Origin of the sequence: Ammoniphilus sp. YIM 78166 (assembly GCF_004522215.1) — a bacterium.
GTDB lineage: Bacteria > Bacillota > Bacilli > Aneurinibacillales > RAOX-1 > YIM-78166.
In genome coordinates this window covers 444,851-459,214 of record NZ_SDLR01000004.1, presented here as the reverse complement: position 1 = coordinate 459,214, position 14,364 = coordinate 444,851, and the positions used below count along the sequence as shown (strand labels likewise).

The following is a 14,364-nucleotide window of genomic DNA, read 5'->3' as shown; positions in this document are numbered from 1 at the left end:
TCCTCTTACCCTACATGATGCAATACGGTTGATAAGAAGACTTGACCTGCCACCAGCATCGCCTTCTCATCCACGTCAAATTTAGGGTGATGATGCGGATATTCCGCTCCTATTTCTGGATTCGCTCCTCCCACGAAGAAAAAGGATCCCGGTACCTTCTGCAGATAATAGGCAAAGTCCTCCCCTCCCATGATCGGCTCCATGCGGAAGACTTGATCATCTCCTAATAACTCTTTGGCTTGGGACTCGACCACTCGAGTCGGCTCCTCGTGATTCCAAACGGCTGGATAGCCCCTGTGATAGTGAATCGTAGACGTTGCCCCTACAGCCTGGCAGGTGGCTTGCGTCACTGCCTTTAATTCCTCTTCCATAAGGTCGCGCACGTCTTCGTCAAAGGTACGAACCGTGCCCATTAACTTGGCTGTGTTGGGGATGACATTATAAGCATTTCCGCTCACAAAGGAACCAACGGTTAGAACGGCTGGTTTTAAAGGGTTTACCCGACGACTGACGATTTGTTGGAGATTAAGGACAAGCTGACTACCTGTAACCAGCGAATCTACCGTTAAATGAGGGGTCGCACCGTGCCCTCCTTTTCCTGTAATCTCGATTTCAAAGTCGTCTGTGGCCGCCATCATATAGCCGTAGGTCACGCCTACTTGTCCAATGGGAATTCCGGACCAGACATGGGCTCCGTAAATCACATCTACCCCATTCAAACAACCATCTTCGATCATAGGTATAGCACCGCCAGGGGCCACCTCTTCGGCAAATTGGTGAATAAAGACGACAGTACCGGCTAAGTGCTCACGAACTTCTGCCAAGACTTTAGCCACTCCCAATAGGGTGGTGGTATGTACATCGTGTCCACACGCATGCATCACGCCAGGAATACGAGATTTATAATCTACCTGCTTCTCATCCTGAATCGGCAAAGCGTCAAAATCAGCCCGCAGCGCAATGGTGGGACCTGGCTTGCCTCCGCGCAGGGTTCCTACTACTCCTCTTCCCCCTACACCCGTTCGTACTTCTAAACCCAAAGCCGACAGGAAGTTGGCTACTTTTCGAGGGGTATTCTCCTCCTGATAAGAAAGCTCAGGGTACATATGAAAATCTCGGCGTATCTCTACGAGGTCTGGATAGATCTCTTGAAGTCTTCTAGTCAAACGATCCAGCATACGTGATCATCCTTTTCCGTTCATGATTTTATTTTCATCATAGCATATTTCAATCTATTGACAACCTTTTCCCCACATGCCATAATAAATTGGTTTAAAGAGTGCCTTTAAATTCAGTCCCGTGAGGCTGACAAGGTAAGCGGATTGTAGGATGGGTTGATGATCCTTTATTTTTGTGCGCTTTCATTCCTTGTCATGTTGATGGCAAGGAATTTTTTTTGCGTTAAATGAAGCTTTTTATTAATCTCTCCGCAAATAGAACATAATAAAACCTGAATAACCTTAGGGGTGGAAACTATGAAAACACAGAAGCTTCAAGAAAAAAGTGTCCTTCTTGACGAAGCAGCGATGCGACGAGCTTTGACCCGGATTGCCCATGAGATTATCGAACGCAATAAAGGAATTCAAAATTGTGTGCTGATTGGGATACGTACCCGCGGTGTATATTTAGCTAATCGACTAGCGGAGCGCATTCAAGACATTGAAGGACAGGCTATTCCCGTGGGAGAGCTAGATATTACTCTTTACCGTGACGACCGCACTCCGTCCGAACTGCAACCTGATAGAAAAGATATCGTTTTTACTGAAGATATAACCGATAAAAAAGTGATTCTTGTAGATGATGTTCTGTTTACTGGGCGTACGGTTCGAGCTGCTCTTGATGCCCTCATGGACAACGGCCGACCACAAATGATACAACTCGCTGTGCTGATTGACAGAGGTCACCGTGAACTGCCCATTCGGCCTGATTTTGTAGGGAAGAACGCCCCTACTTCCCGAGCGGAAATCATTGTTGTCGAGCTGAAGGAAATTGATCAACAAGAGCGTGTCACGATCCAGGAAAAAATAGAGGAGGCTTAAACCAACCCATGGCTAAAGATTTTATTGACGTTCACGAAACCCCACCGATACAAAAGCTGGTTCCCTTAAGCTTGCAACACTTGTTCGCCATGTTCGGGGCGACCGTCTTAGTTCCCCTCATTACCGGGCTGGACATTCAAGCTGCTCTTTTGTCTAGTGGCCTTGGAACCTTGCTTTTTATCTTCCTAACCAAAGGACTTGTTCCCAACTATTTAGGGTCATCCTTTGCCTTTATTGGTCCCATCGTCACCGTATCCGCTAGTGAGGGACCTGGAGCAGCCATGCTCGGCTGTTTGCTGGCTGGTATCGTCTATGTGATCGTAGCAATAATTGTTTCAAAGGTAGGCATCGCCTGGCTTAACCGACTGTTACCTCCTATGGTGATCGGTTCCGTCATTATCGTCATCGGGCTCAGCTTATCTGGAGTCGCTGTGAATTGGGCGATTTACAATCCTTTAGTCCAAACACCGGAATATTCTGTTGCAGCTGTAGAAGTCGCGTTTATCACCTTAATCACGACAGTTGTAGCGACGATCTTCTTTAAAGGCTTCCTATCCGTTATTCCCATTCTTACTGGCATGATTACCGGCTATGTTTATACCTTGATTCGTTTCCCTGAATGGATTGATCTGGCTTCCATCGCCAACGCGCAGTGGTTTATCACTCCTGGTGACATGTTCACCAACCATCTTCTGACTACGCAGCTAATTGGAGCTTTTGGCTCTTCAAGCGCGTGGTTCGCAGCCTTAGTTATTGTACCCGTCGCTTTTGTGACCTTAGCGGAACACATTGGACACTTGCTTGTGACCGGTCGCGTCATGGACCGCGATCTCATGAAAGAACCAGGACTGCATCGCACCCTCTTAGGAGACGGTCTAGCGACTTCTTTAGCCGCCTTTATCGGTGGACCCCCTAACACAACCTACGGGGAAAACATCGGGGTATTAGCCATCACTCGTGTGTTTAGCCGTAATGTGATCGGACTAGCTGCCGTGTTCGCCATCATTTTCGCCTTTGTAGGAAAGATTGGCGCAGCCTTAATGACGATCCCTAAGCCTGTTCTCGGAGGAGTTACGATTATCTTGTTTGGTATCATAGCTGCCCAGGGAGTTCGGATGTATGTCGAGCATAAAGTAGAATTTGCGGACAAACGCAATATGGTGATTGCTGCTATCATCCTAGTTACCGGAATCGGTGGCTTTAAACTTGAAATTCACGATATTACGATTCATAATATCATTGCTAACCTCACCATCGATAATATTGCGATGGCGACCTTCCTCGGTATTTTGCTACACGCCATTCTGCCAGGGAAAGAAACCGCATTTGGTGAGATTGAGAAAGAAAATAAAGCTTCTTAACAACAAAAAACGAGCAATAGCCAGCTGGCTGATTGCTCGTTTTTTATTACGTTATTTCGCCTTCTTATTCAACTTCTTCGTCCTCTTCATATCATCACGCTTGAGGTCATCTTTAATCGACATCTCCCATAGCGGTACACCTGTCCTATAGGCCGCACGGCCAACCATATGTCCAGCTACTGGAGCGGTGATGAATACAAAGAGTATCCCCAGAAGAAGCTTGGCACTTACGATCCCATCTACGGCATAGAAGAATATAAACGCACCTACAAGAATAGATACTGTACCTAGGGTCGCGGCCTTCGTAGCCGCATGGGTTCGATTATAGATATCCGGTAGACGCAACAGTCCAAACGTACTCAGCAGGCTCAGCAATGAGCCGATCAGCAGAAGAACACCAACTACAATCTTAGCGATTTCGATCGCGCTCAATGACTTCACCTCTTTCTAAGAACTTTGCGAAGGATATGGTCCCAATAAAGCCGAGAATACCGATCAACAGGATAACTTCTAAAAAGGCTTGCGTATTTAACATAACGGATACGATCGCGACCAACCCAATAATATTAATCCCAACGGAATCTACAGCTATGACTCGGTCCGGCATCGAAGGACCCCAGAATAATCGATACAAAGTACCCAAAATCGAAAGGGAGATGAGGACGAGAGATAGGGTAATCAACGTCTCAAACATCACCGTGTCACCTCCTTGATCGCTTTTTCAAAAGTATCCTTGATCTGATTAATTGCTTCCGTTGTATCAGGTAAATCCATCGCGTGAATATACAGCACATTACCCTCCGGAGATACCTCTAAGGATAACGTTCCCGGCGTCAACGAGATCAGACTTGCCAGCAGCGTAATTTCCCAATCGCTCTTCAGATCCGTCGGTAAGGCAAAAATGCCTGGGCGAAAATCCATTTTTGGACGGAGAATCAGCTTGATGACACTTACACTCGATAAAATCAGTTCTCGAATAAATATCAAAATTAGTTTCGTGATGGCAATCACTTTTTGAAAATAAAACGGGGTTAACAGGAACCGACGAAGAACAAAAATCAGTGCCAGTCCTACGATATACCCCATGACAAAGTCCACCGGGGTCCAGCTTTGGTTCAAAAACATCCAGATGAAGGCGAGTGTGAAGTTGAGCAAGACTTGAACAGCCATAGTTATCTACTCCTTTAATACCGCTTGAATATAGATAGAAGGATCCATCAATGTTTCTGCTGCAACTTCAATATACGGATAGAGATAATCCGCTCCTAATCCTAGAGCGAAAGAAAGAAACACGAGGACCGCGCAAGGAGCCAATAACCCTTTTTCTGAACCCTTTTCCTCTTTTGGACTTAGCTTCGTTTCGCCCCAGAATGCGTGCATAAACACCTTGATGATCGAGTAGAGAATCAACAAGCTGGTTGCTAAACTAATCCCTGTGATCCAGTAGAATTCAGCCGTAAGACCTCCTTGAACAAGCAGCAGCTTCCCGATAAATCCGCTTAATGGAGGGACTCCAGCCAATGCGAGGCCGGCAATAAAAAACATCCAGCCAAGTGAAGGATGGTACTTAATGAGACCTCCCATTTGCTTGAGGTTGCTCGTTCCGGCAATGCCAATGACGGCTCCGCCTAGTAAAAACAGAAGGGCTTTTACAAGCATGTCATGAATAAGGTAGAAAATGGCACCTTGGAATGACGCTGAAGTAAAGGCAGCAAGACCAAATATGATGAAACCAACCCCAGCTACCACATTGAAAGCTAATACCTGGCGTATATCACTAAACGCAATGGCCCCAATCACACCCAATATCATCGTCGCCGCTGCCATCCAAGCCATGATCTCATGCGTAATCCCAGGCTGATGGTAGAAGATGAGCGTAAAGGTACGGAAAATGGCGTAGATCCCCACCTTCGTTAGAAGACCTGCGAACAGAGCAGCCACCGGGGTAGGAGGCGCACTATAAGAACCTGGCAGCCAGAAGTATAAAAATAATCCGGCCTTGAGTCCAAACACAATCAAGAACAGTAAGGCTACAACGTTTAACAGTCCAGTCTGTCCCACTTCAGCGACACGAACTGATAGGTCAGCCATGTTCAAGGTACCCGTGATGGCGTACAAAAAGGCAACAGAAGCTACGAATAAAGCGGAAGAAACGATATTAACCAAGAGATATTTCAGCGTCTCTCTCAGCTGTATTTTAGTTGCTCCCAAAACAATTAAAACATAGGAAGAAATCAGCATGACCTCAAAGAAAACAAAAAGGTTAAAAATATCGCCGGTTAAAAACGATCCGGATACCCCTGCAATCAAGAAATGAAAGAAGGGATAATAGTAATGCTTTTCCCGCTCGATTCCAATGGAACGAAACGAGAACCACAGACAGCTTAGCGCTACGATGGCCGTGGTCAAGACCAGTAAGCTAGCGAACATATCCGCTACCAAGACGATCCCGAAGGGAGGGAGCCAGCCCCCTAGGTAGAGGGTTTGAATGCCATCCACATAGACCAACTGTACCATATTTGCTGCCAGACCAATGAAAAACAATAAAGAAATAAAACTAATCCATCTTTGCAATCCGATTTGGTTTCGGAAAAAGATGAGAATGATACCTGTCATGATAGGAAGAACAATAGGCAGTACTACAAGGTTATTCATGATCATTTCCCCTTAACTTATCCATATCGTCTGTCCCCAGCTCTTTATATGCCCGGTAAGCCAAGACGAAAAAGAATCCTGTTACACCAAAGCTGATAACGATGGCCGTCAATATCAAAGCCTGCGGAAGTGGATCGGTATAAAGTGCTGCATTCTCTCCTAACAGAGGGGGTGCCCCTGTCTTGAGTCCAGCCATGGTAAGCAGCAATAAATGAACCCCGTGGCTGATAATTCCTGTTCCCAAAATAATGCGCAACAAACTTTTCGTTAAGATCAAATAGGTCCCAACCATAAATAAAATTCCAACAACAACGGACATTAAGATCTCCATTATTCATTGTCCTCCCCAATCGTTAGGATAATGGTCATGGTGACCCCTACAACCGTCAGATATACTCCTAAGTCAAACAGGACCGCTGTGGCAAGCTCTGTCTTCCCTAGAAAAGGCAGATAAAAGTAGCCGAACGAATGAGACAGGAAAGGAACGTTAAATAAGAAAGATCCTAACCCAGTCGAAACTCCAATCAGTAGTCCTAATGCGGTCATGTTTTTAAAATCGATCGGGAGAACTTTCGCCATGGTCTTAATATCATAAGCGATATAGAGCAATACAAGAGCCGCCCCCGTCATGAGTCCGCCGATGAATCCTCCGCCGGGATTATGGTGTCCGGCGAAGAACAAGTAAATGGAAAACAGCAAGATAATAAAGGAAACGGTGCGTGTTACCGTTTGTAGAATGACATCATTGGTTTTCAAGATCTTCCCTCCTTGCTAAACGCAGCTTAATGAGGGAGTACACACCCAGCGCTGCAATTCCTAATACTAACCCTTCCAGCATCGTATCGAACCCACGGAAGTCAACCAGGATAACGTTAACCACGTTCCTTCCCCCCGCCTCCGTATAGCTGGCTTCAAGGAAATATTCCGAGATCGGAGTAAATAGACGATTGCCGATGGCCGAGAAGGCAACCAACATCATCACCAATCCCACTCCCAAGGAGATCATGAAATTGGTGGCTCTAAAAGGAACGGGTGATATTTCCTTCTTTAGCTTTGGCAAGTGATAGAAGCAAAGCAAGAACAAGGCTACTGAAACCGTCTCAACGATAAGCTGGGTTAAAGCCAAGTCGGGTGCTCTAAATACAACAAAGAACATAGCCAACATAAACCCTACAATACCCACCGATAAGATCGCCGTGATCCGAGATTGAGCAAAGGGAACGGCAACAGCAGCTACCACCATGATGAGGGCCAAAATTACTTCATAAATACCAATCGGTGCCGTTGTAGATGAATCAAAGGTAAAGGCGTTAAGGGTAAACAATCCTCCACCAATCACGATGATAAGAAACGCAAAGATATAAACTAAATAGTCACGAATCAAGCCCGTCATGTGGAAACGAGTAATTTTGTTGGCTACTCTCTCCATCGAAATTAGACCATGATCATAAAAATGGTTCAGCGCGAGCTTTTTCGGGAACCAATTGTAGATGCCCGACCATTTGCTTAAGCTTAAATACAAGATCGTCCCTAATGCAATAACCCCAATCGTCATATACAATTCTGTAGTCAAGCCATGCCAGTGATAGATGTTGACGTAGAATTGTTGCTCTGGACCTAACACGCTTGGGATAATCGAGGCCATCGCTGGTTCGATGAGCGAATAGGATAACAAGTTCGGAAAAATCCCGAAAATCACGACAAGGGATGCCAAGATAATGGGAGGAATGAGCATTCCGATAGGAGCTTCGTGTGGCTTTTTGTCCAATTTTTCGGGCTGGTACTTCCCTGTAAAAGTCTTAAACACCAGCACCATACTGTAGATAAAAGTAAACACACTTGCTACCCATGCTAAAACAGGGAACAGCATCCCCCACGTCTGCATTTCAAATAGATTTAACTGGCTCGCATTTAAAACACCTGTGAAAAACAACTCTTTGCTGAGAAACCCATTGAAAGGCGGCAAGCCTGCCATGGAAAACGTTCCGATAATGGCAAGGGTAAAGGTGATCGGCATAAGGGACATGAGACCGCCTAGCTTGCGGATATCTCTTGTTCCTGTTTCATGATCTACAATCCCCACGACCATAAAGAGGGCACCTTTAAAGGTGGCATGATTAATTAAATGGAATACGGCTGCCAGAACAGCTGTGGTGTACAAAGCGGTTTCTTTGTCATAGCCAAAATGCACGGCTGCGGAACCTAATCCAAGTAGACACATAATTAAACCTAACTGACTTATGGTTGAAAAGGCGAGAATGGACTTTAAGTCCGTTTGCTTCACTGCGGAGAAGGAGCCCCAGAATAACGTCACAATCCCAAACCCAGCCACGAGCCAGAACCATTCTGCCTGCCCCGCAAAAATAGGACTTAATCTGGCAACTAAATAAATCCCCGCTTTAACCATGGTTGCTGAGTGCAAATAGGCACTTACAGGGGTGGGAGCTTCCATCGCATCAGGTAACCAGATATGGAAAGGAAACTGAGCTGATTTGGTGAAAGCGCCCAGCAAAATTAACAGCATAGCCGGAATAAACAACTCATGAGTCGATATCGTTGCGACTTGGGTGATAATTTCACGAATGCTATACGTACCCGTCATCAAAAAGAGCAAAATGAATCCTGCGAACATGGCAAATCCACCGAAAACAGTGATAAGCATAGATTTCTGCGCACCGTATCGGGATTTTTCACGTTGGTACCAATAGGCGATAAGCAAGAACGAAGCTAAACTCGTTAACTCCCAGAACACATACAACACCATCAAGTTGTCTGATAAAACAACCCCGAGCATCGCACCCATGAACATCAATAGGTACACATAAAAGGAATTTAGAGCTTCTTTTTCTTTAGACAGGTAGTAAATCGAGTAGAGCACGACCAAGGACCCGATACCTGTAATCAGTAGACCGAAAAGAAGACCTAATCCATCTACATAAGCGGTGAAGTTAATACCTAGTGAGGGTATCCACTCTATCGTGTGTTGAATACTCTCCCCCCTCGAAACCGTTGGAAGGAATTGTACAAGGTATGTGAAGAGAACAAGGGGCAAGATAAGAACAAACCACCCGGTATGAATTTGCCTTACATATTTATACAGAAAGGGTACAAATATAGCCAGCAAAAATGGTGATAAAATGGCAAGCTGCAACCACGCCAAAACGAAAACCTCCCTTTTCCGATGGAACATAATGCATACAATAGCATTATATACGAAAACCTCTGCTATTTCACCTTATCGTACGCTGAATCCTCCCCTTTTACTCGGATATTATAAATAGGTAGAAACACCTAAAATCGTATAAAAAAAATTTTTTCCAATCTGAAAAAACATGTATAAAAATGGTCTCCTTGCCTCATCTTATGAAGTGAAGGAGTGATTTTTATGATACTCAGGTCCGCCATTGTAGGTGGTCTAACCTTTATGGTGCTATTTTTAGTCGCTTGGTATACCCATGAACACGTAGATCGCTATAATGGACAACCCTGGAATAAAGCGGATGTACAGATTACAAGGGCCCAGCCTCTTGACGTTCATCTATTCGACCCTTTCCAGCCTAGAGAATATATTAAAATTCGGCAACGATTTATGGAATAAAAAATAGAGGCTGGAAAGATGACCAGCCTCTATTTTTTATTGTGCTTCAACCTTTAGTCGCTTCTTATAGACCACTTTGGATAATGTGACACTAATTTCATATAAGACGATGAGGGGGATTAACACTAAAATATCCGATATAAAATCGGGAGGCGTAATCAGTACCGATACGACGATGAGGCAGAAATAAGCCAGCTTTCTAGCTTTCGCTAATCGGATCGGATTTAAGATCCCTAACCGCGTTAGAAACATCACCACAAGAGGCATCTCGAATAGGAATCCAAAAGGCAAAGTCAGGTTGAGCATAAACCGAAAATACTTATCTGCTGTAAACATCGTTTCAAATTGCCCAGCAGATAGAGCGGTTAAGAACCCAAGAACACTGGGGAACAGCAGAAAATATCCAAAAGAAAGCCCGATGACGAACAAAATAAATAGACCCGGGATAAAACTTAACGTTACTTTCCGCTCTTCCTTGGATAAGGCCGGACATACAAACCGCCACGTTTGAAAGGCCGCTACAGGAATCGTAACGGTAATTGCAAATACTCCGGCAATCATCATATAGACCCATAGAATATCGCTAGGACCTAAGATTGCTAATTTGCCATCTAAATCTCTCACTAGCCAATTATAGATGTCTTTTACATAGATAAAGGATGCTACGAGTGCTACTAGAAAAGCTAGAGCTGTCTTTATTAGGCGACCTCTTAACTCTCCCAAATGTTCTACTAGATGCATGTCCTGTTGGCTCATGTACTTTCCCCCCTATAGAAAAGGGATGCAGACAGGAATTCCCGTCTGCATCCCCGTGTATTACACTGCAGGCTTGTCTTTCTTTTCAACCGCTACGAGCTCGGCCTTCTTTTCTTCACCTTTCTCTTCTTCCTTATCTCCGCCTACCAACTCTTTTGTCGCACTCTTAAACTCTGTTAACGTACGACCAAACGCGCGGCCAATCTCAGGAAGTTTGGAAGGTCCAAAAATAATCAACGCGATAACAAGGATCAGGATTAACCCGGGAATTCCGATGTTTGAGAACATATTCGATCAGCCTCCTAAAATTTGAATCCAGTGATTGCTACCACTGCAGGACGAGGGATATCATTTCCATATCTCGGCCATCTAGATGTTGGATTCGCAACATCTTCTGTTTCTTCACCTGGATGTTGAACAGCTAAGAATAATGTTTTTTCATCTGGAGTAAACCAAGGACCTGTTAACTCAGCTTCTACTGGACCAGAAGCAAATTGGAAGGCCTCTCCAGCGTTTGATCCTGTTGTAGGAATGACAAATAACCCATTGTTTCCGAATGATTTCCATGCATCCTTACCTAACTTGCTAGAAGAAATATCCGTAACCGTCCACAAGTTTCCATTACTATCGAAGGACAAGTTATCAGGTGCAGAGAACCCACTTTGGCGTCCACCAGCAGCGAAAATCTCAAAGTCAAAATCAAGAGAACCGTGGTCACCATCTTTTTCAAAGAATCTCGTAATATGTCCGTGTATGTTTCCATGCTTATCGTTGTTTGTGTGAGCAATAAAGATCGTTCCATCAAACGGGCTGATTTCCAAATCCTCCGGACGATCTGTCGGTGTTCCTCCAACAAGAATAGCCGCTTCTGCACAGTTTACAAGAACATCTGCTTGCGTTTGGAATTTTTGGAGCAACTCATCTTTCTTAGCTTTCTTAATAGCGTCTTGTACTGTTTCAATTGTTACTGGAATCCATTTTCCTTTAGCGAAGTTAGCCACATAAAGAATTCCATCTTCCAACAATTTACTATTTCCTCTTCCTGCAGACTCCACATACTTACCATTAGAAACATACTTGTACACACAGGCATCCGTTTTATCATCACCCATGTATACCACTACGCGTCCATCTTTAGATAATCCCATCGCTGTATTTTCATGGTGGAAGCGCCCAAGTGCTGTATGCTTGCGGACAGGGAAGGTTTGGTCATCTACGTCAAATGGGTCGACTTCAATAACCCATCCATAATGTGTTGTATCTAAACCTGCATCTGCTGCAGTATTTTCCCAGTTCTCTTCACAGGATAAAACGGTATTCCATAGAGTCATTCCACCCGAACAGTTAGCAAAAGTACCTTGAACTTTCGTTGCACCCTTTACTGCTGGGGATCCGGCAGCTGCTCCTGTTAATACAAATGGAGTTAATCCTGTGATACGTCGAGCATATTCCGAATCTGTAATCATCTTCCATTTTCCGCTTTTCTTATCAAGTTGTACACGGATAATAGATCCGCCTTGGTTGTAAAGCAACTTTTCTACCTGTTCCGCTGTGTATCCTTTTTCACCTTTTTTACCTTGGACGAAGACATCCTGTGTATATTCATGGTTTACCCATAACAACCCATCTTCGCTTGAACCATTGATAGGAAAATAAAGTGTGAAATCGGCGTTAAAACCAAAGGTATCACCCTTTTTGTTGATTACATCACCATAAGCCGCGACTACATCATACTTGAATCCTTCTGGCAACACTAGATCGTCCTTCATGGTAGGTTGAATTGGTTTAAAGAATCCATGAGCCTTTTTTGTTTTCTTTTGATTAGGAAACTTGAATAAGTGATCAGCAGGAGCAGCGCCCGCTACCGGAGCTAAAGTTCCAAGTCCTGCAGATGCTGCAGCCAATGCAGCTGCTCCAGTTCCTAAGTATCCTAAAAACTTGCGGCGATTCATGTTTTCCATTTCTACTCTCTCTCCCTTTTATGTCCATTTATATTGAAAGCTTGTCCGTACCAACAGTTTCAATATTAGTGTATAAATATAAACTCAGCATAAATACAGGGTTAACATTTTGTGGATATTGTTAAGAGATTATTAAAGTAGGAATATCAACCTTTACAATTAAAAAAAGCCGCAATAAGGTCTAGAGGACCTATTGCAGCATCTTTTAGATTTCCATATCCTGAAGGAGCTGTTCGTTGACTTCAAAGTGGGCGTCATGAAGGACTTTAGCTAGATGTTCTAAGGGAGTTGTGGCCACTTCTCGATACATTTTTCTCGTGTATAAATGCCTTGCGTTCGGGAGTTCTCTTTTCAATTGCTGTCTTAATTTATTCCCTGCATAGTCTGCATCTACCAAAACATAGACATCTTCTTCTTGTAAAGGGAGTATGATCTCCTCAAGTTTTTCTTCACTTAGTGTTCCATAGGTACAAATGATATTGACCTCTTCCTGTAAAATTTGGAGGAGCCTCACCCGATCGGTTTTTCCCTCTACAAGAATGATTTTAGGTCGGTCCATCATACCTGCTCCTTTGCTCATTTGGTTTCCACCATTATTACCAAGGAAGTAGTTTTTATCCCACCGGATTCTCCGGATAAGAACACCAATCACTCCAACTGCCTGCATAGAGCTTTACATTTTTAAAACCCGCTTCTTTTAGGGCCAATATATTGGGGCAAGCTGTTACTCCAGAACCGCAATAGACAATGACTTCTTTTGTTTGATCTAAACCTTGAAAATGCTTCTGAAGCTCCTCTGTGCTTTTCCAGTTCCCCTTCTCGTCCAATACACCCTTCCAGAAAAAATTTTGAGCACCAGGAATGTGTCCAGCCACTTTATCTATAGGTTCTTCCATTCCTAAATACCTCTTTTCTTCACGGGAATCGATTACGGTCACATCTTCCTGTGCTTTCTTCAGCTTTACAGTGTCCATGTCCACTGCCATTTCTGTTTGAACATTTGCGGTAAAGGAAGTCGGAGTGTATTTTGGAATTTCAGCTGTAACTGGAAGTTCACTGTCTCTCCATGCGCTGTATCCTTCGTTTAAGATGAAGACCTGTTCATGACCAACATACTGAAGTAGCCACCATAATCGAGCCGCCATCGCTCCTCCTTGATCGTCGTAAGCGACAACTTTTGTCGTGTTTCCTATCCCTGCTTGTTGGAGTTTAGAAGTAAAATCCTCAACCTGTGGGAGCGGATGCCTTCCTCCGTGAATTGCTTTTTGACCTGACATATCTTTTTCTAAATCAAAGTAAACCGCTCCTGGAACATGATCCTTCGCATAGGCCTCTTGACCGGCTGTTGGATTTCCTAGTATAAATCTACAATCTATAATCCTCACTTCGGGGTGGTGCAAATGCTGGTTTAACCACTCTTTTGTAATCAAGTATTTATGCATAAGTGCTCACTTCCTTATTTAAATATATCTCTATTCTATCCTCTCTAAATTGGAAAGTATAGGATGAGCCCATGGTTGTCGATAAAAATCGAAGATTATAACTTTAATTGAATGGAAGTTCATATTATAGTGTAACTTGGGAGTAGTTTATTTTGGTATACCACATAGAGAGGACTGGTGAAGAAAGCATGTCTGTTACTTATACGAGAGAAGAGATTTGTGAATCCTACAGCATCTCAGAACTAGATTCAAAGAGAAGAGATTTAATGGAGGCGCTAAGCCTAGCCGGTCTATCAGACTATGAAACGATGGAAGTCAACAACTTAATAAGCTTAATAAATCAGCGTATTCAGATCATGAATGAGATACTGGGATAAAATAAAGGCTAACTAGCAGGGGATTTATTGCTAGTTAGCCTTTTTGGAGCTGATCGAGGGCGGGCGGACGGGCTTGGGAGCTCGGATGAGGGCATCATTGAAGCTCAATGATTCACTCAAACCCGCCTCAAACCAAATTCAGTGAATCATATTAGGGCTGTACCCCCTCATGCCC

Annotated in this window: 17 protein-coding genes; 4 read left to right on the top strand and 13 right to left on the bottom strand. The window is 44.0% G+C overall.

The window, feature by feature from the left end:
- Window positions 1-5: 5 nt before the first annotated feature.
- Window positions 6-1,178 (bottom strand): M20 metallopeptidase family protein, encoded by a 1,173-nt coding sequence (locus EIZ58_RS18920; protein ID WP_134702429.1) that lies wholly within the window; start codon window positions 1,176-1,178, stop codon window positions 6-8.
- A 297-nt stretch (window positions 1,179-1,475) separates the two neighbouring features.
- Between EIZ58_RS18920 and pyrR the strand changes: the two genes are divergently transcribed.
- Both pyrR and EIZ58_RS18910 read left to right on the top strand, forming a co-directional pair.
- A complete protein-coding gene (pyrR, locus tag EIZ58_RS18915) occupies window positions 1,476-2,039 on the top strand; it encodes a bifunctional pyr operon transcriptional regulator/uracil phosphoribosyltransferase PyrR (RefSeq protein ID WP_134702428.1) in 564 nt (187 codons plus the stop codon).
- Between the two features lie 8 nt (window positions 2,040-2,047).
- Window positions 2,048-3,400 (top strand): uracil-xanthine permease family protein, encoded by a 1,353-nt coding sequence (locus EIZ58_RS18910; RefSeq protein ID WP_134702427.1) that lies wholly within the window; start codon window positions 2,048-2,050, stop codon window positions 3,398-3,400.
- Window positions 3,401-3,451: 51 nt separating this feature from the next.
- Here the strand turns inward: EIZ58_RS18910 and mnhG are convergent, their stop codons facing one another.
- Genes mnhG through EIZ58_RS18875 form a run of 7 tightly spaced genes read right to left on the bottom strand, consistent with a single transcriptional unit; the run spans window position 3,452 to window position 9,215 of the window.
- Window positions 3,452-3,832: a monovalent cation/H(+) antiporter subunit G gene (gene mnhG / locus EIZ58_RS18905; RefSeq protein ID WP_240689181.1), complete on the bottom strand. Its 381-nt coding sequence runs from the start codon at window positions 3,830-3,832 to the stop codon at window positions 3,452-3,454.
- Entirely contained in the window at window positions 3,810-4,094 is a 285-nt protein-coding gene (locus EIZ58_RS18900) for a Na(+)/H(+) antiporter subunit F1 (protein WP_134702882.1), read from the bottom strand. The genes mnhG and EIZ58_RS18900 overlap by 23 nt, the downstream gene beginning before the upstream one ends.
- A complete protein-coding gene (locus EIZ58_RS18895) occupies window positions 4,094-4,570 on the bottom strand; it encodes a Na+/H+ antiporter subunit E (RefSeq protein WP_134702426.1) in 477 nt (158 codons plus the stop codon). The genes EIZ58_RS18900 and EIZ58_RS18895 overlap by 1 nt, the downstream gene beginning before the upstream one ends.
- Window positions 4,571-4,576: 6 nt before the next feature.
- Complete coding sequence (locus EIZ58_RS18890) at window positions 4,577-6,055, bottom strand: Na+/H+ antiporter subunit D (protein WP_134702425.1); 1,479 nt, start codon at window positions 6,053-6,055, stop codon at window positions 4,577-4,579.
- Window positions 6,048-6,386: a Na(+)/H(+) antiporter subunit C gene (locus tag EIZ58_RS18885; protein ID WP_134702424.1), complete on the bottom strand. Its 339-nt coding sequence runs from the start codon at window positions 6,384-6,386 to the stop codon at window positions 6,048-6,050. The genes EIZ58_RS18890 and EIZ58_RS18885 overlap by 8 nt, the downstream gene beginning before the upstream one ends.
- Window positions 6,386-6,811 (bottom strand): Na(+)/H(+) antiporter subunit B, encoded by a 426-nt coding sequence (locus EIZ58_RS18880; protein WP_134702423.1) that lies wholly within the window; start codon window positions 6,809-6,811, stop codon window positions 6,386-6,388. The genes EIZ58_RS18885 and EIZ58_RS18880 overlap by 1 nt, the downstream gene beginning before the upstream one ends.
- Window positions 6,798-9,215, bottom strand: a complete 2,418-nt coding sequence (locus EIZ58_RS18875; protein ID WP_134702422.1) for a Na+/H+ antiporter subunit A — start codon at window positions 9,213-9,215, stop codon at window positions 6,798-6,800. Before EIZ58_RS18875 ends, EIZ58_RS18880 begins: the two co-directional genes overlap by 14 nt.
- A gap of 225 nt (window positions 9,216-9,440) precedes the next feature.
- Between EIZ58_RS18875 and EIZ58_RS18870 the strand changes: the two genes are divergently transcribed.
- Window positions 9,441-9,653 carry a hypothetical protein gene (locus tag EIZ58_RS18870; RefSeq protein WP_134702421.1) on the top strand — a complete coding sequence of 71 codons (213 nt, stop codon included), beginning with the start codon at window positions 9,441-9,443 and terminating at the stop codon, window positions 9,651-9,653.
- Between the two features lie 36 nt (window positions 9,654-9,689).
- Here EIZ58_RS18870 and tatC read toward each other — a convergent pair whose 3' ends face one another.
- The 5 genes from tatC to EIZ58_RS18845 form a co-directional block, all read right to left on the bottom strand.
- Window positions 9,690-10,409: a twin-arginine translocase subunit TatC gene (tatC, locus tag EIZ58_RS18865; protein WP_134702420.1), complete on the bottom strand. Its 720-nt coding sequence runs from the start codon at window positions 10,407-10,409 to the stop codon at window positions 9,690-9,692.
- 60 nt (window positions 10,410-10,469) lie between these two features.
- Entirely contained in the window at window positions 10,470-10,697 is a 228-nt protein-coding gene (gene tatA, locus EIZ58_RS18860; protein ID WP_134702419.1) for a twin-arginine translocase TatA/TatE family subunit, read from the bottom strand.
- 14 nt (window positions 10,698-10,711) lie between these two features.
- Complete coding sequence (locus EIZ58_RS18855) at window positions 10,712-12,370, bottom strand: PhoX family protein (RefSeq protein WP_134702418.1); 1,659 nt, start codon at window positions 12,368-12,370, stop codon at window positions 10,712-10,714.
- A gap of 205 nt (window positions 12,371-12,575) precedes the next feature.
- Entirely contained in the window at window positions 12,576-12,929 is a 354-nt protein-coding gene (locus EIZ58_RS18850) for a toprim domain-containing protein (protein ID WP_134702878.1), read from the bottom strand.
- Window positions 12,930-12,984: 55 nt separating this feature from the next.
- On the bottom strand, window positions 12,985-13,812 hold the full coding sequence (locus EIZ58_RS18845; protein ID WP_134702417.1) for a sulfurtransferase: 828 nt from the start codon (window positions 13,810-13,812) through the stop codon (window positions 12,985-12,987).
- Between the two features lie 188 nt (window positions 13,813-14,000).
- On the opposite strand from EIZ58_RS18845, the gene EIZ58_RS18840 reads away from it, so the two are divergent.
- Window positions 14,001-14,189, top strand: coding sequence for a hypothetical protein (locus tag EIZ58_RS18840; protein ID WP_134702416.1), 189 nt, complete (start codon window positions 14,001-14,003; stop codon window positions 14,187-14,189).
- The last annotated feature ends 175 nt before the right edge of the window (window positions 14,190-14,364 follow it).